We start from the raw sequence: 17820 nt of genomic DNA, 5'->3' as shown, positions 1-17820 counted from the left end.
ATTGGAGGAGTCTGGACGGCTTTTTATTTCAATTTAATGATTTCACTGCCGGCCAGGAGGAAGGCGCCGGTTCCGTAAACTTCCCAACTATCGGCGTCAAAGTTCTTACGCGGATCCGCCCCTACCGGCTGAACCCAACCAACACGGCCTTCTTCATTGACACAGTTTACCAAACTGACCCAAGCTTTTTTTACCGCCGGAAGATAGGTTTTCTTATCTAATAGTTTGTTGTTGATGCCCCAGGCCAATGCATAGCAGAAGAAACCCGAACCACTGACTTCCCCGCCCGGATAGGATGCCGGGTCCAACAAACTGGCTCTCCACAAGCCATCCTCCTGTTGTAGGGAAAGGATGCGCGCCGCCATCTCCTTATACAGGTTTTCATAGAACGGACGATTCGGATATTTTTTTGGCAGTTCCTGTAAAACGCGGACAAGGCCGCCCATTACCCATCCGTTCCCACGCGACCAGAATATTTTCTTCCCATTCGCTTCATAACGGTCTTTGCCGTCATTCTTGATGACATAACCCAAATCGCGGGCAAACAATTTTTCTTCCTTATCATACAGCAAATCGTATGATTCCTTAAAATATTGGTCGTTATATTTGAAATAAGTCGGATCGTTTAGAGTAACGCCCAATTTCACCAAGGTCGGAGGGCCCATAAACAGAGCGTCGCACCACCACCATTTGATGACTTCAATTCCCCGCGTAGGATAGGGATTGGCGAAAAGTTTCTTCACCGTATCGATGGTCGGCTGGATCATTTTTCGGTCTTTTTCGATCCGGTACAAGTCAATATAAGTCTGGCCTATCACAATATCGTCGGCATGGTACCAGCGATGGTAAGGACGCCAATGGACAGAATCTTCGCCCATATCCATCATCGCCTTGTAAATAGCTGGGGACTTAGTCGTTTCCCATGCGGCGAACATTCCGGCATAGAAGGCGCCGTTCGTCCAGTCGTTCTGGACATGTTTCGGATGGAGAATCTGCCATTCCGCAGCCTTATTCATTACATTTTTAATGTATTCTTTTTTGAAATACTCCTTCTCCGGCGATTGTCCGGATGCGAAAATTGCCGTCAGAAGCATAAATGCAAATAAAACTTGTTTTCTCATAGGTATTAAATTGTGATGATTATATATTTATGAATCCTTATAATGTATCGGAGTAATAGGCTTTGGGAAGCGACCGGCAGTTGTATTGCGACGCCATTACCTCCCCATAGGCTCCGGCGGAGCGGAGTGCGACGAAATCACCGCGACGGGTTGCATTTAATTCGACTTCTTTCCCGAACACATCCGATGACTCGCAGATCGGGCCGACCACATCATAGGTATCGACAGCCCCTTCGCTGGAAAGATTTTCAATGCGATGGTAGGCATCATACATGGCCGGACGGATCAGTTCGGTAAACCCGGCGTCGAGGATAACAAACTTCTTCACCTCTCCCTCTTTCACGTAGAGTACCCGCGAAATGAGCGAACCGCATTGCGCGACAATGGAACGGCCGGGTTCAAAATGTACTTGCTGTCCGGGGCGCACTTTCAGCAGTTTATGAAAAACGGCGAAGTAATTTTCGAAAGCAGGGATCTCCAGATGATTGGGGTGATAATAATCAATACCCAGGCCCCCCCCGAAGTTCAGGTTTTCGATTTTTACGCCGCGGTTTTCCAGGTCATCCTGCAGTTCATTGCAACGGATGCAAAGATTCTGAAAGGTCGAAAGATCCGTTATCTGGGAACCGATATGGAAATGAAGGCCGGTCAGCGTGACGTTTTTCATCTTCACTAATTCATCGATCACCTCATTCAGCATGCTGAGGTTGATTCCGAACTTATTTTCCTTCCTTCCGGTCGTTATCTTTATATGGGTATGGGCGTCTACGTTCGGATTGACACGCAAAGCAACGGTCGCCACCTTCCCCTTTTGGGCTGCCAGTTCGTTGATAATACGCAGTTCTTCTTTGGATTCGACATTGAAACAAAAGATATCCTTATCCAAGCCGAGATTAATTTCCCAATCCGCTTTTCCGACGCCGGCAAAGACGACTTTCCGGGCAGGGAACCCGGCATCCAAAGCGGCTTGGATCTCACCTCCGCTTACACAGTCTGCGCCCAGGCCATACGAGGCGATCAGCGAAAGAATGCGCGGGTTGGCATTCGCTTTCACGGCATAATGCACATGATAACCAAAAGCCGAAGACTCTTTGCATACGACATCCAATGTTCTCTTCAAAAGTGCTACATCGTAGTAATAAAACGGAGTAGCTAAATCTTTGAATTTATCTAAGGGGAAAGTTCCTTTTAGCATTATTTTCTTGTATTTGGTATGACAGAAAAGAAGGGTAAGTCCTACCGGGCCCACCCTCCGTCTTATTTGTTTGAATTATTTCTTATCGTTGAACAAATGATTGCTCAATGCCTGCAAAGCCCGTTTCTTGTCGGTAGCCTTCACAAGCAAGCTGACGTTGTAGTTGCTTCCTCCATAGGAGATCATGCGTACCGGAATATCTTTCAGGGCATAAATGATTTTAGCTTCAAAGCCTACATTATCCCATTCCAGATCCCCGACCACACAAACAATAACCAAGCCGTCATCTACGGTAACCGTTCCGTATTTTTTCAGATCGTCTATAATTTCCTCGAGACGTTTGCGGTTGTCGATGGTGACCGAGACGCCTACTTCCGAAGTCGTTACCATATCGATCGGTGTTTGATGTTTTTCAAAAATCTCAAACACTTTGCGGAGGAAACCGGTAGCCAGCAGCATCCGCCCACTCTTTATTTTGATCGAGATAATATTATCCTTAGCGGCCACGGCTTTGATTTTCCCCTTTTCGGTTTCATTGGAAATCAGCGTTCCGGGAGCTTCCGGCTGCATGGTATTCAATAGCCGGACCGGGATATTGTTCAATTTGGCCGGCAGGATACAGGTAGGGTGCAATATTTTGGCACCGAAATAAGCCAACTCGGCCGCTTCGTCAAAATTAAGATGGCGTACCGGCGAGGTATGTTCGACAATCCGCGGATCATTATTATGCATTCCGTCGATATCCGTCCAGATCTGTATTTCGGAAGCATGTATAGCCGCACCGACCAGTGAAGCGGTATAGTCGCTTCCTCCCCGTTGTAGGTTATCTATTTCACTGTAGGCGTTCCGGCAGATGTATCCTTGCGTAACAAACAAGTCTGCAGCCGGATGCTCTTCAAGCAATAAATTCAACCGTTCTTTGATGAAAGACAAATCGGGCTCCGCATTCTTATCCGTACGCATATAATCGAGCGCCGGGATAAGTATCGAATTCACTCCCGTTTCATTCAGATAGAGGTTCATCAGTCCCGTTGAAATAAGTTCGCCCTGCGCAAGGATTACTTTTTCTTCGAAGAGGGTAAAAAGGTCTTTGGTATAGGAACGAATCAGATCGAAATGAGACTGAATCAGCTTTTTCCCTTTTTGTTTATATTCGGCGGTAGCATATAATTCATCTACGATACCCATGTATTTCAGGGCGAGTTTGTTGATCACTTCATTGGCTCCATCCGGATTCTTCTTGTAAAGATAGTCCGAAATTTCAACCAATGAGTTGGTTGTGCCCGACATTGCCGACAAGACCACAATTTTGCGTTCGTCACTACAAATCAGCTTCGCTACGTCCTTCATCCTTTGCGCAGATCCCACAGAAGTACCGCCAAACTTTAAAACTTTCATCTTCAAATTTATTTCTTTTATTTTCTAATTCTTCTTCTATGCAAATGTATAGGAAATTCGGTAAATACAACCGATTTATCAGTCGGAATTTACATTGGCTGACGATTCTTCCCCTATTTCTATCAAACGGTCGTCTTCGCATTTGACGATCCGCGCCGGATAATTATGCACCATCGGATAATTATGAGTCGTCATAATCACAGCCGTTCCTTTTTTACAAATATCATGAAGGAGCTGAACGATCTGTCCGCCCGTCTCCGGATCCAGATTCCCGGTCGGTTCGTCTGCCAGAATCAATTCGGGATCATTCAACAATGCGCGTGCGATCACGATACGCTGCTGTTCGCCTCCCGACAATTCATGCGGTAATTTATATCCTTTGTTTTGCATGCCCACCTGGTGAAGGACTTGCTCGATCCGGTCTTCTATTTCATCTTTATTCTTCCATCCGGTTGCTTTTAGTACGAACTCCAGGTTCTTCATGGCCGAACGATCTATCAGCAATTGGAAATCTTGAAAGACAATACCCAACTTACGACGCAGATAAGGGATCTCCCGCCTTTTCAATTTACACAGATTGTATTCCATAATCCAGGCTTTTCCCTGGCTTAAGGGGATCTCTCCGTATAACGATTTCAGCAGGCTGCTTTTTCCTGAGCCCACTTTCCCTATTACATAAACGAATTCCCCTTTATGAATGGTCAAAGATGCCTGTTGCAGGATTACGTTCTCATCGCGTGAAATCTCTACATCTTTCAGTTCGAGCAATGTATTCTCTTCCATCATGCAATTTATTCTTTATGACGCCTCCGGAGTTCACGGGCCAGATCCTCGAGGCGCAAGCCCTTGCTGGTAAGGAGTACGATCAGGTGATAGATCAGGTCGGAAGCTTCGTAGATAAAACCATCTTCCGTCCCGTTCGTTGCTTCGATTACGGTTTCGACGGCTTCCTCGCCGACTTTTTGCGCCATCCGGTTTACGCCACGGGTGAAAAGGGAAGTAGTATAGGATCCCTCCGGCATTTCCTGCCGGCGTTTATCGATGAAATCCTGCAAATATTTGAGGAAATAGATGTCTTCATTGTTCTTTTCCCCGAAACAAGTATCGGATCCGGTGTGACAAACGGGGCCGTTCGGATGCGCTTTTACCAGGATGGTATCCTGGTCGCAATCGATCAGAATGTGCACGACGTCCAGCGTATGCCCGCTTGTTTCGCCCTTCATCCATAAACGTTGTTTCGTACGGCTGTAAAATGTAACCTTTCCTGTCTGTACGGTTTTTTGATAGGCTTCCTCGTTCATAAAGCCCAGCATCAACACTTTTTCCGTATTTTCATCTTGTACAATGGCAGGAATCAACCCTCCTAATTTTTCAAAATCCAATTTCATAATTATTCTATATTTCTATACCTATAATCTGACAGTAACCCCTTCATCGGAAAGATACCGTTTCAGTTCTGGAATCCGGATCTCACCGAAATGAAAGACAGATGCCGCCAAGGCTGCATCGGCTTTTCCGATCTGAAAAGCATCCCGGAAATGTTCTTTCTCTCCGGCCCCCCCGGAAGCTATTACCGGAATATGGAGACGGTCCGCGAGCGTTGCCAGGGCCTCATTTGCATAACCGGTCTTTACGCCGTCATGGCTCATGCTGGTAAACAGTATCTCCCCGGCTCCACGTTGTTCGGCTTCTTCTGCCCATTGGAATAACTTCTTCCCCGTTGGGATGCGTCCTCCATTCAGGTAGCAGATCCATTCTTCTTTCTCCCATTTGGCATCGATTGCCACGACACAGACCTGGCTTCCGAAGTTTGCGGCGATTTCATCGATCAGTTCCGGTGTCCGCAAAGCGGCGGAATTGACGGATATCTTGTCGGCTCCCGCGCCCAGCAGCCGGTCTACATCCTTTAATTCATTGATTCCTCCTCCTACGGTGAAGGGTATATTGATATGCGCCGCCACTTTCTTCACTAATTCCGTGAATGTTTTCCTTCCTTCATGAGAGGCGGTAATGTCAAGGTAAACCAATTCATCCGCCCCCTGTTCGCTGTACAATGCCCCCAGTTCCACCGGATCGCCGGCGTCTCTGAAATTGATAAAATTGACGCCTTTGACGGTCTTGCCGTCTTTTATATCCAAGCAGGGAACGATTCTTTTGGCCAACATCTTATTCTTCCATTTTATCAGTGAAGCGAACCAATTCCTTCAACGATATTTTCCCTTCATAAATAGCCTTTCCAAAGATCACCGCCGGGATCCCGGCTTCTTCGAGCGATTCGATATCGCCAATCGAGCCGACTCCTCCGCTGGCAATCAGGTAAAGATCCGGAAACGCCTCGCGAATCTCCTTATACAAATCGATGGAAGGGCCTTCCAACATGCCATCCTTGCCGATATCCGTGCAGATAGACTTTGTTATGCCTTTTTTTATATAACTGTCGATAAAAGGAATCAGTTCTTGCTCTGTCGTATCTTTCCAACCGTTAATCGCAATCTTCCGGTCTCGGACATCCGCCCCCAGAATGATCTTTTCACCGCCGAACTTCCCGATCCAGGCAGAAAAAAGTTCAGGTTCCTTAATGGCAATGCTTCCGCCGGTAACCATCGCCGCACCACTTTCAAAGGAAATCAGCAGGTCTTCATCGTGCTTCAGCCCTCCGCCGAAATCTATGACCAGGGAGGTACGGGAAGCTAATTTTTCCAGTGTCCTGTAGTTGACGATCCGACCCAAACGGGCTCCGTCGAGGTCGACGACATGCAAGCGGCGGATTCCGTGATCCTCAAAAGCTTTGGCGACATCCAACGGATCTTCGTTATATACTTTCCGGGTTTCATAATCGCCCTGCGTCAACCGGACACATTTCCCGTCAATCAAATCAATAGCCGGAATTATTTCTATCATGCGTTCCTTATATTAAGAAAATTCGTCAATATACGTTCCCCTACGCTCCCACTCTTTTCCGGATGAAATTGGGTAGCGTAGAAATTATCCTTATGCAACGCCGCCGAAAACGGAAGAATATAATCCGTCGTCGCAGCGGTATATTCATTCAATGGGACATAGTAGCTGTGAACGAAATAAACAAACCGGTTTTCCAGTGTCCCGTCAAACAGGGGGGTACTTACGCCCGTCAGGTTATTCCATCCCATATGAGGTACTTTATCTTCATGCCTTTCGGGAAGGAAACGCTTGACAGGAACGTCGAAAACCCCCAGGCATTCGGTGCCTCCCTCTTCGGAATTGCGGCAGAGCAACTGCATCCCGATGCAAATGCCCAGGACCGGCTGCTTCAAATCCCGGATAAGCCGATCCATCCGATGTTCCCGCAGGTATTGCATGGTCATGCTGGCCTCACCCTGTCCCGGGAAAATCACCCTATCGGCTGCTTGTATTTTCTCCTTATCCGATGTAATTTCGGGAGTAATACCCAATCGTTTCAATGCATAATCAACGGAGTAGATATTACCCGCATTGTATTTAATAATGACAACATTCATTATTAGTCGCTCTGTTTGTTATTCTGCACAAAAGTAACAAATATTATGACATCTCACATGATAAGGGCTATAGAGTGATAAAAAATTGAAGTCACGGAAACGAAGGAGGAAGGATGAAGTATGAGCGGGTTTGGGCGAAACAGCTTACAAAAAAGGTACATTGGGAAAGTCGTAGGGCTCCCTCTTAATTCTCTTTTTGACATGATGCGTGGAAAATTGGCAGATGATGCTTGAGGTTGTCTGTGTTGGGTACATCGTGTTGGGTGTTTTACGGCTATGAAACACGTGTTTCATGGCTATAAAACACCTGTTTCACATCCGTAAAACACGTGTTTCACATCTGTAGAACACCTGTTCGATAGTCATCAAACACTTAATCGTGTGTAGTTTAATGATTTCAGTTGACTACATCTTCTCTAACTTGTAAGTTAGGCTGACTTGTTTATTACTTAGTTATGAATCACGTTAACTCGTTTTGTTCAGTAAAAAAAATACAGAGAGTGTACATCTGTATGAAAATCAGTACAAAGGAGCACCTTTTACTTATGATTCAGTAGAATTAGGGCGAATTGGATTAACTTTTATTACTTGAAGGATAAGCTTTTTTACCCATTTTCTTGTCTACTTATCAGAAATCTTCCTTTTATTTTGTAAAAAAGGAAGAATTAAGGTATTTATATCTATGAGATCATTTATAATGGGATGTTTCCTGCTTTTTTCACTAGTCTCATCCATCTATGCTGAAAATGGAAATATAACAGGAAAAGTAATAGATTCCCAAAACAAACAGAATATAGAGTATGCGAACATACGGGTTTTGAATGCACAGACAAAGGATTTTGTATTTGGTTCCGTAACAGATCAGAATGGAATATTCAATATAGGAAATTTAAAAATCGGTAGTTACGTCGTACAAATCAGTATGATTGGATATAAGACTGTGGAGAAGGCTTTCTCGATAAACAGTAGCAATGCGACGGTTGATTTCCGTACTATCCCCCTCTCCGAAGACCGGCAGATGCTTTCGGAAGTGGTGGTCATCGGGCAACAGCCCCAGATGCGATTCGAAATCGATAAAAAGGTCTATAATGTAGGGCAAAACCTGTCCGCCATCGGAGGTTCGGCCAGCGATATCCTCGGCAATATCCCGTCCGTCAACGTCGATGCGGAAGGGACAATCTCCCTACGGGGCAATCCGAGCGTTACGATCTGGATCAACGGTAAGGCCTCCGGACTAACCTCCGACAACAGCGCCCAGATCATGGAGCAACTGCCGTCGGAAAGCATCGAGCGTGTCGAGATCATTACCAATCCTTCGGCAAAATACAATCCCGAAGGGACGGCGGGGATTATTAATATCATTCTCAAACAGGACCGGAAGACCGGTTATTACGGAAGCGTACAAACCCGGGTCGACACCCATGGAGGCTATAATTTAGGCGGTAATCTGAATTACAGCAATAATAAGTTCGACACCTACCTGAACCTGAGCCACCGGGTCAGGAAAGGGAAAGGAAAAGGTTACACATACCGTAACAACCTGGACGATGCGGGTAACACTGTTTCTTTCCTGAACCAGCAGAGAAGGGATAAGGAAAAGGAATGGCCTTATTTTGCGCGGGCGGGCATTACCTATCATCTGACCGGTAAAGATCATTTAGGGTTCAACTTTTTCGGAATGCTGGACAACGAAAAAGAAGATGACATGATGGATTATACTAGCGATGTCCCCGGCTCCTACCAGACGAGTTTCCGTTTATCGGAAGACAGGAACACGATGAAAATCGGCCACTTCGAACTGAATTACAAACGTCAGTTCCATGAGAAAAGCACGCTGGATCTGTCCGTTTCCCGCCAATATTTCGAAAGGGAAGCAACCCCGGCATACAACCAGCGTTCGGAATATGCAGACGGAAGCATTGTCAATTCCTACCAACGCCAATTGAACGATAACAGTTCGCGTTCCTGGGAGATACAGGCTGATTATCTGAATGAATTCGGTGAAGGAAATAAAGTCGAACTCGGCTACAAAGGAGATCTGGCGCGGAGGGAAAGTCCGGTTGAAACTTATTCCGGAAGTACGGAACAGACGGCCACTTTTGATGAAAACCTCTACAACCTGTTCAATTATGACCAAGATGTCCATGCGCTTTACGCAACATTTTCCAAACGCATTCATAATTTCGGCATCCAGTTGGGCGCACGTGGCGAATACACCCGCATGAATACCCAATCGCTTGCTTATGGAGAGAGCGAGGACGAAATCGATCCGTACAAGAAAAACTATTTCAGTTTCTACCCGAGCGTTTTCCTCTCTTATGCCTTGCCCAATGAAAATGAGTTGCAACTCAACTATACCCGGCGGGTTTCACGCCCTAACGGCCGCCAATTGAATTCCTTCATGGATATCATGGATTCGACGAATATTTCCTATGGAAATCCCTATCTAAAGCCGCAATACGCCAATGCTTTCGAACTGAATTACATAAAAAACTGGGAGAACCATACCTTATCCCTATCGGCCTTCTACCGGACGACGGACGATGTCATCCAGCGCATCAGCTATCTTGAAGATAATATCATCAAGACGACGTATGAGAACATAGCCAAGACACACGCGACCGGTACGGAATTCATCCTGAAAAACCGTTTCTTCCAATCCTTGGACCTGACAACAACAATGAGCATGTATTATAACAAGCTGGAAGGTTTCACTTATCTTCCCCAAGGTGTCGAGCAGCCGATCGTGGAGGAAGACAACGATAACTTTTCATGGAACGGAAGGATCATTGCGAATATGACATTACCCTATAAAATTTCTTTCCAGGCAACGGGAAATTTCAATTCCAAACAAATTACAGCCCAGGGATACCAGAAAGCAAGCGGCTCGCTGGACCTGGGAATCCGGAAATCTTTTCTCGATAATGCCCTGAGTTTTGCCGTAAGTGCCCGGGATGTATTGAACAGCCGGAAAAGAGTCAGCATTACTTCCGGCAACGGATTCTGGCAGGAAAACTCGTTCCAGAGAATCGGGCGGAGAATCGGATTCACTCTCACCTATTCTTTCGGGAACATGGGACAGAAAAGCAAATCCGTCGATGAGATGAATTCTGATGAATTATAAGAAGAAAAAACAGGAAGGGAGGCTCAATGCCCCCCCCCTTTATTGGATCGTAAGTTTTAATCCCTGCAAATCACGGTCGTCGGAAGAACTCCCCAACAATACCGTGTATTCTCCCGGACGGACTTCAAAAGTCTGAGTCCGGTCATTAAACGAACGGAAGGATTCCGGCTTCAGTTCAATGGACACCTCAGCCGATTCTCCGGCTTTGACCGGCACCCGTCTGAAAGCCTTCAAGGCTTTTAGCGGCCCCTCCGGATCATTCGGGTTCTTCAGGTAAACTTGTGCCACCTCTTCCCCATCCATCGCGCCTTTATTTTCTATCTTAAACATCAAGGTGACAGGCTGATCTTTTTCTATGCTTACAGCGGACAGCTTGGCATCTTTATAAGTATACGTGGAATAACTCAATCCGTAGCCGAAAGGATAAAGCGGCTTCTGAGTCATATAACGATAGGTACGCCCTTTCATGGAGTAATCCTCAAAGTCGGGCAATTGGTCGGCCGAACGATAGAAGGTTACCNGGATCTGTCCGTTTCCCGCCAATATTTCGAAAGGGAAGCAACCCCGGCATACAACCAGCGTTCGGAATATGCAGACGGAAGCATTGTCAATTCCTACCAACGCCAATTGAACGATAACAGTTCGCGTTCCTGGGAGATACAGGCTGATTATCTGAATGAATTCGGTGAAGGAAATAAAGTCGAACTCGGCTACAAAGGAGATCTGGCGCGGAGGGAAAGTCCGGTTGAAACTTATTCCGGAAGTACGGAACAGACGGCCACTTTTGATGAAAACCTCTACAACCTGTTCAATTATGACCAAGATGTCCATGCGCTTTACGCAACATTTTCCAAACGCATTCATAATTTCGGCATCCAGTTGGGCGCACGTGGCGAATACACCCGCATGAATACCCAATCGCTTGCTTATGGAGAGAGCGAGGACGAAATCGATCCGTACAAGAAAAACTATTTCAGTTTCTACCCGAGCGTTTTCCTCTCTTATGCCTTGCCCAATGAAAATGAGTTGCAACTCAACTATACCCGGCGGGTTTCACGCCCTAACGGCCGCCAATTGAATTCCTTCATGGATATCATGGATTCGACGAATATTTCCTATGGAAATCCCTATCTAAAGCCGCAATACGCCAATGCTTTCGAACTGAATTACATAAAAAACTGGGAGAACCATACCTTATCCCTATCGGCCTTCTACCGGACGACGGACGATGTCATCCAGCGCATCAGCTATCTTGAAGATAATATCATCAAGACGACGTATGAGAACATAGCCAAGACACACGCGACCGGTACGGAATTCATCCTGAAAAACCGTTTCTTCCAATCCTTGGACCTGACAACAACAATGAGCATGTATTATAACAAGCTGGAAGGTTTCACTTATCTTCCCCAAGGTGTCGAGCAGCCGATCGTGGAGGAAGACAACGATAACTTTTCATGGAACGGAAGGATCATTGCGAATATGACATTACCCTATAAAATTTCTTTCCAGGCAACGGGAAATTTCAATTCCAAACAAATTACAGCCCAGGGATACCAGAAAGCAAGCGGCTCGCTGGACCTGGGAATCCGGAAATCTTTTCTCGATAATGCCCTGAGTTTTGCCGTAAGTGCCCGGGATGTATTGAACAGCCGGAAAAGAGTCAGCATTACTTCCGGCAACGGATTCTGGCAGGAAAACTCGTTCCAGAGAATCGGGCGGAGAATCGGATTCACTCTCACCTATTCTTTCGGGAACATGGGACAGAAAAGCAAATCCGTCGATGAGATGAATTCTGATGAATTATAAGAAGAAAAAACAGGAAGGGAGGCTCAATGCCCCCCCCCTTTATTGGATCGTAAGTTTTAATCCCTGCAAATCACGGTCGTCGGAAGAACTCCCCAACAATACCGTGTATTCTCCCGGACGGACTTCAAAAGTCTGAGTCCGGTCATTAAACGAACGGAAGGATTCCGGCTTCAGTTCAATGGACACCTCAGCCGATTCTCCGGCTTTGACCGGCACCCGTCTGAAAGCCTTCAAGGCTTTTAGCGGCCCCTCCGGATCATTCGGGTTCTTCAGGTAAACTTGTGCCACCTCTTCCCCATCCATCGCGCCTTTATTTTCTATCTTAAACATCAAGGTGACAGGCTGATCTTTTTCTATGCTTACAGCGGACAGCTTGGCATCTTTATAAGTATACGTGGAATAACTCAATCCGTAGCCGAAAGGATAAAGCGGCTTCTGAGTCATATAACGATAGGTACGCCCTTTCATGGAGTAATCCTCAAAGTCGGGCAATTGGTCGGCCGAACGATAGAAGGTTACCGGCAAACGGCCGGCCGGATTATAGTCGCCGAACAAAATATCTGCCACGGCGGTTCCTCCCTCCTGCCCGCCATACCAGGCGTTCAGGATGGCATCCGCATGTTCCTGCTCCCAACCGATTGCCAGGGGGCTACCGGTACAACAGACGTACACAAGTGGCTTGCCGGTGGCTTCCAGGGATTTAATCATTTCATGCTGCACTTTCGGCACTTCTATATTCAAACGGTCTCCTTTCCTGAATCCTTCGGCGTCAACCGGCATTTCCTCCCCTTCCAGGCGCGGGGAGATACCGCCGGCAAAGATAATCACATCCGCATCCTTCACCTGGGCAACCGTTCCGGCATAATCAACGGCGGAGCGGGCGCCGATAGTAAAGTTCAGATCGGCACTTCCGGTCTTTTGCAAGTATTCTATCTTCAACGGATATTTCCGCCCTTCTTCTACCTTCAGTTTGTATTTCCGGCTTCCGGTATATTCACTGGTCCACATTTCAGCCGCTTTTTCTTCTCCGACATAAAGACGGAAGCCATCATTCCCGGAAATATCGAACTCGACTTCCCCGGTTAGGGGCGCTTCAAACGTGCCGGTAAAGCGCGCTGAGAAATGAGTCAGGTTCACTTTCGGAGCGAACTGGGTATTGCCCCCCGTCGTATAATGAAGGCTCTGCACTGTCCCCGTATGGACAGGCTCGCCCTCGAACGATTCATTGTTGTAAAATTCAGCGGCAAAGCCTGTACCGGAAGGATTCGTGACGGAAGCCCCCAAGTCCTTGATCATAAAATCATCAGTATGATTACAGCCCAAAACGTAAACCACCTCGGCATCGGGAACTTTCTTCCGGATACCTTCGAGGATCGTGACGGTATGGGTAGGGAAACCGTTGTAATTTGCCCAGAGCATGGTCGAATCCGCTGCATTCGGCCCGACTACGGCTATCTTACGGATCCCTTTTGAGAGCGGAAGCGTCCGGTCCGCGTTCTTTAAAAGCACCATGCTTTTGCGGGCCATCTTCAACGCCTGTGCGATGTGTTCGGGACTCTCCACGACATCGTAAGGGATTTTGGAATAAGGTACCCGTTCGTCCGGATCGAACATTCCCAACTCAAAACGCCCTCTCAATAGGCGGCGAAGGGATACGTTCAATTCGGACTCTTTGATCGTTCCTTTTTTGACGGCTTCCAGCAAACTCCGGTAACTACCCCCGCACTCCAGATCCGTTCCGCTGCGCACGGCATCCACCGAAGCACTTTCCCGGTCCGGATGCGTCTCGTGCCGGGGCGTGTTTTCATCCTTCTGCCAGAAGTCATCAATCGCCCCGCAGTCGGAAAGAATAATATCATCATATCCCCAGGCATTCCGGAGAATATCAACCAGGAGTTTATCGCTTCCGCAACAGGGTTTGCCTTCGTACCGGTTGTAGGCGCACATAACCTCCTGTACATGTCCCTTCTTAACCAAGGCTTCGAACGCAGGCAGATAGGTTTCCCATAAGTCACGCGGCGAAACTTCCACGTCGAACGAGTGCCGGTTCCATTCCGGCCCGCTATGCACAGCATAATGCTTGGCGCAGGCATGGGTCTTGAAATAATTCGGGTCATCGCCCTGTAAACCTTTCACAACAGCAAGTCCCATTCTTTCTGTCAGGTAAGGATCTTCTCCATATGTCTCCATTCCCCGTCCCCAGCGCGGATCCCGGAAAATATTGATATTCGGCGTCCAGAAGGTCAATCCCTTATAGCGATCATATTCCTTCAGTTTTTGGTAATGATGATATTTTGCGCGCGCTTCATCGCCCACCATCGAAAAAGTCGTATACAAATCCGCGTCGTCGAAAGTAGCCGCCAAGGCGATTGCCTGCGGGAAAACCGTTGCTTTCCCTGCACGAGCCACTCCGTGCAGCGCCTCATTCCACCAGTCGTAAGGAGGTATTCCTAACCGTTCGACGGAGGGTGTCTGATTCATCATCTGCCCGACTTTTTCCTCCAGGGTCAGCCGTTTCAGCAAATCTTCAATCCGTTCTTCGGTCGGAAGATCCGGATTCCGGAATGGATACTCATATGTTTTCCGGCTACAGCCCGCTAAAACCAATATGAGTAGGAAGCAAAGACAAAATGAAAGCTTTTTCATACTCTATGGAGAATTAAGATTAATCACTCAATAAGTCGGGACGCAGGCGGGCGGTCCGTTCCTGCGCCTGTTGTAGCCGCCATTCTTCAATCTTAAGCGTATGGCCGGACAACAGGATATCCGGTACCTTCCAACCTTTGTATTCAGCGGGGCGCGTATAGACCGGCGGCGCCAGCAGGCCGTCCTGGAAGGAATCGGAAAGAGCGCTCTGCTCGTCGCCAATGGCTCCCGGCAGAAGACGGACTACCGCATCGGCGATTACCGCCGCCGCCAACTCTCCGCCGGTAAGGACATAATCGCCGATCGAAATCTCTTTCGTGATCAGATGCTCCCGGATCCGGTAATCGATTCCCTTGTAATGCCCGCACAACAAGATCAGGTTGCCCAACATCGACAAACGGTTGGCCATCGGTTGGTCGAACCTCTCCCCGTCCGGGGAAGTGAAGATCACTTCATCGTATGTCCGTTCCTCTTTCAGGGCGGAGATCGCCCGGTCGATAGGTTCGATCTGCATCACCATGCCCGCTTCGCCGCCAAAGGGATAATCATCTACGCGTCTCCATTTATCCGTACTGTAGTCACGCAGGTTATGCAGATAGATTTCGGCAAGCCCCTTCTCCTGTGCCCGCTTCAGAATGGAACAATTCAATGCCCCTTCGATCATCTCCGGCAAAACGGTCAATATATCAATTCGCATCATTCTTCAGTCAGAAAGACAACATTTCCGGGGTTACCGGCGTAAACGCTTCGGCATCCGACCTGCGGATGTTCACGCTTCCATTGTTCCAGTTAGACGGCCAACCACCGATGATATGCCCGAGGAAGACAACTTTAATCTCGTGCAATCCCTTGGCTAAAGCGACGGAACGATCATTCCGGGAGAATCGTTTCACTTCTCCCTTGTTGCTGATCAATAGTTTGCCGTCGATCCAGACTTCTTCCAAGTCGGAAGAAAAATAATACACGCCGTCTTCCGGTATAGTTACATATCCCGAAGCGATGGCGGCATATTGCTTGACTCCGCGCATGGAGGACGTGGATTTCACAATCTGTGTAATCTCGCCTAAGCTTTTGAGAGTGGATTCCTTCCAATCGGTCACGTTTGCCAACTTGGACGATTCGAGGAACATTCCGTCGGCGACCTGTAATTTCAATCCCGGTTTCTTCGAGGTGACTTCCTTGGCCGGAGCCAGTGTTTGTTTCTCTACGGTGATGGCGCGGACCGGACTCATTTTCCCGGAAGGAAGAACCGATCGGATTTTCAATACGCCGGATTCGGTCATTTCTATCGGCGATTCATAAATTGCCGACTTCGGGGTAGGCTCCGTTCCGTCTATCGTATAAACGACTTTTACCGGACGAACCGTTTTGAATGCCAGGGTTGCCTTGTCTGTAAAAGCGACAAAGTTGCAGGATCCGTTCGGTTGCTCGGGTTGTGGAATATGATAGTTTATCTTGTGCCCGTCCAAACGAACAAGTGCATTGTCGATGCGGCGTTCGAAATCTTTGTAATCTTTCTTATCCAAAGCCGTCCAGGCAATTTCGGACAGGGCCAGGATACGCGGAAAGATACGGTATTCCATGATATCCGTATTATATATATATTCCGTCCATATATTACATTGCACTCCTTTAATGAAATGCCCTTTACCGGCTGTAGCCAGCGTATCCGGCACCGGATTATAGGCATAGACTTTCTCCAGGGGAGCATAGCCGCCGATGGCAACTGGTTCTGTTCTATAATCGGACTGGAACTGGTCCAGGTACATGCCGTTTCCGCCAGGTGTCATGATCGCATCGTGATTCATCGAGGCCGCTGCAATTCCGCCTTCTTCGCCACGCCATGACATGACGGTTGCAGACGGGGCCAAGCCGCCTTCCAGGATTTCATCCCAGCCGATCATCTTCTTGCCGTATTTAGTCAACACTTTTTCAATCCGTTGGACAAAATAACTTTGCAATTCGTGCTCGTCTTTCAGATGGTTTTCCCGCATCCTTTTCTGGCAAAGCGGACACTTCTCCCAACTGATTTTCGGACATTCGTCCCCTCCGATATGGAAATATTCGCCCGGGAACAAAGGAATGACTTCGGCAATCACATCTTCCAGAAACTTGAAAACTTCCTCTTTTCCGGCGCAAAGCACCACGTCTTCCACTCCCCACACAATCCGAGGAGTAATCGAGTCACCGGTACAGGATAGTTCCGGATAAGCGGCGATGGCTGCCAGTTCATGCCCCGGCAGTTCGATTTCGGGAATTACGTTGATGAAGCGTTCCGCGGCATAAGCTACAACCTCCTTGATCTGTTCTTGGGTATAATAGCCTCCGTACTCATTTCCCTCGCCCTCAATACGTTTCGAGCCGACTTCCGTCAGTTTGGGATATTTCTTAATCTCGATCCGCCAACCCTGGTCATCCGTCAAGTGCCAATGGAAGGTGTTGATCTTAAACAGGGCAAGTACATCCAACTGTTTCTTGATATTCTCTACCGGAATGAAATGGCGGCAAGGGTCGAGCATCATGCCGCGGTATTCGAACCTCGGCTCGTCTTTTAATGCGACGGAAGGCGCCTTCCAAGCAATGCCCTTCACCACCTCGGGACTTTCTATCTCCGCCGGAAGTAATTGTAGGAAGGACTGCATTCCGTAGAAAAGTCCTTGTGGCGTTTTAGCGCGAACCGACACTTTCTCCGGGGTTACGTCCAGTGTGTATCCTTCCTTGTTCAACTCCAAAGCCTGATCTATGACCAAAGAAATAACACCGGACGGTTTCTCTTCATCCGTTATACCTAATTTATATCCTGTCGAAGCCTGGATCTTTGCCGCGATAAAGCCGGCGATCGTTTTTGTTTCCGGCGTCGGGGCGTAGAAAACGGTATTCTTTTTCAACGTAAAAAAACCTTCGTTCTGTACCAAGCTCACCGGTTTCGGGATGATATTGATTCCCTGATTATAACTCTTCTCTTCTTCCGGAACATTGTTACAGGCCGTCATAGCGGCCAGTAACAAAGAGACTCCTATTGTTTTAATT

Annotated in this window: 14 protein-coding genes; 2 read left to right on the top strand and 12 right to left on the bottom strand. The window is 47.6% G+C overall.

The window, feature by feature from the left end; genetic code table 11:
* Nucleotides 1–23 precede the first annotated feature (23 nt).
* The 8 genes from BQ8014_RS10600 to hisH form a co-directional block, all read right to left on the bottom strand.
* Nucleotides 24–1121 carry a glycoside hydrolase family 88/105 protein gene (locus tag BQ8014_RS10600; RefSeq protein WP_234998029.1) on the bottom strand — a complete coding sequence of 366 codons (1098 nt, stop codon included), beginning with the start codon at nucleotides 1119–1121 and terminating at the stop codon, nucleotides 24–26.
* 37 nt (nucleotides 1122–1158) lie between these two features.
* Nucleotides 1159–2316 carry a diaminopimelate decarboxylase gene (gene lysA / locus BQ8014_RS10595; protein WP_080904307.1) on the bottom strand — a complete coding sequence of 386 codons (1158 nt, stop codon included), beginning with the start codon at nucleotides 2314–2316 and terminating at the stop codon, nucleotides 1159–1161.
* Nucleotides 2317–2391: 75 nt separating this feature from the next.
* Entirely contained in the window at nucleotides 2392–3714 is a 1323-nt protein-coding gene (locus BQ8014_RS10590) for an aspartate kinase (RefSeq protein ID WP_080905925.1), read from the bottom strand.
* Nucleotides 3715–3792: 78 nt separating this feature from the next.
* A complete protein-coding gene (locus BQ8014_RS10585) occupies nucleotides 3793–4497 on the bottom strand; it encodes a cell division ATP-binding protein FtsE (RefSeq protein ID WP_080904306.1) in 705 nt (234 codons plus the stop codon).
* Between the two features lie 8 nt (nucleotides 4498–4505).
* Nucleotides 4506–5102: a bifunctional phosphoribosyl-AMP cyclohydrolase/phosphoribosyl-ATP diphosphatase HisIE gene (gene hisIE, locus BQ8014_RS10580; protein WP_080904305.1), complete on the bottom strand. Its 597-nt coding sequence runs from the start codon at nucleotides 5100–5102 to the stop codon at nucleotides 4506–4508.
* Nucleotides 5103–5123: 21 nt separating this feature from the next.
* Entirely contained in the window at nucleotides 5124–5879 is a 756-nt protein-coding gene (gene hisF, locus BQ8014_RS10575; RefSeq protein ID WP_080904304.1) for an imidazole glycerol phosphate synthase subunit HisF, read from the bottom strand.
* 1 nt (nucleotide 5880) lies between these two features.
* Nucleotides 5881–6615, bottom strand: a complete 735-nt coding sequence (gene hisA / locus BQ8014_RS10570; RefSeq protein WP_080904303.1) for a 1-(5-phosphoribosyl)-5-[(5-phosphoribosylamino)methylideneamino]imidazole-4-carboxamide isomerase — start codon at nucleotides 6613–6615, stop codon at nucleotides 5881–5883.
* Nucleotides 6612–7211: an imidazole glycerol phosphate synthase subunit HisH gene (gene hisH / locus BQ8014_RS10565; protein ID WP_080904302.1), complete on the bottom strand. Its 600-nt coding sequence runs from the start codon at nucleotides 7209–7211 to the stop codon at nucleotides 6612–6614. The genes hisA and hisH overlap by 4 nt, the downstream gene beginning before the upstream one ends.
* 682 nt (nucleotides 7212–7893) lie before the next feature.
* Here hisH and BQ8014_RS10560 point away from each other — a divergent pair.
* Nucleotides 7894–10335 carry a TonB-dependent receptor gene (locus BQ8014_RS10560; RefSeq protein ID WP_234998028.1) on the top strand — a complete coding sequence of 814 codons (2442 nt, stop codon included), beginning with the start codon at nucleotides 7894–7896 and terminating at the stop codon, nucleotides 10333–10335.
* 39 nt (nucleotides 10336–10374) lie between these two features.
* Here BQ8014_RS10560 and BQ8014_RS19720 read toward each other — a convergent pair whose 3' ends face one another.
* A complete protein-coding gene (locus BQ8014_RS19720) occupies nucleotides 10375–10878 on the bottom strand; it encodes a fibronectin type III-like domain-contianing protein (protein WP_139785113.1) in 504 nt (167 codons plus the stop codon).
* Between BQ8014_RS19720 and BQ8014_RS10550 the strand changes: the two genes are divergently transcribed.
* The gene (locus BQ8014_RS10550) at nucleotides 10828–12144 is read left to right on the top strand and encodes an outer membrane beta-barrel family protein (protein ID WP_234998027.1); all 1317 of its coding nucleotides are present in this window, start codon (nucleotides 10828–10830) and stop codon (nucleotides 12142–12144) included. The genes BQ8014_RS19720 and BQ8014_RS10550 overlap by 51 nt on opposite strands.
* Nucleotides 12145–12183: 39 nt before the next feature.
* Here the strand turns inward: BQ8014_RS10550 and xyl3A are convergent, their stop codons facing one another.
* From xyl3A to BQ8014_RS10535, 3 genes are read right to left on the bottom strand one after another with little or no spacing between them, the layout of a single operon-like run.
* Complete coding sequence (xyl3A, locus tag BQ8014_RS10545) at nucleotides 12184–14790, bottom strand: xylan 1,4-beta-xylosidase (protein ID WP_080904299.1); 2607 nt, start codon at nucleotides 14788–14790, stop codon at nucleotides 12184–12186.
* 19 nt (nucleotides 14791–14809) lie between these two features.
* Entirely contained in the window at nucleotides 14810–15487 is a 678-nt protein-coding gene (gene trmD, locus BQ8014_RS10540; RefSeq protein ID WP_080904298.1) for a tRNA (guanosine(37)-N1)-methyltransferase TrmD, read from the bottom strand.
* 10 nt (nucleotides 15488–15497) lie between these two features.
* A complete protein-coding gene (locus tag BQ8014_RS10535) occupies nucleotides 15498–17783 on the bottom strand; it encodes a family 20 glycosylhydrolase (RefSeq protein ID WP_234998121.1) in 2286 nt (761 codons plus the stop codon).
* Nucleotides 17784–17820 lie beyond the last annotated feature (37 nt).

Origin of the sequence: Parabacteroides sp. Marseille-P3160, from assembly GCF_900162725.1 — a bacterium.
Taxonomy (GTDB): Bacteria; Bacteroidota; Bacteroidia; order Bacteroidales; family Tannerellaceae; genus Marseille-P3160.
The sequence above is the reverse complement of the archived record's forward strand: the minus strand, read 5'-3'. Positions and strand labels throughout refer to the sequence as shown.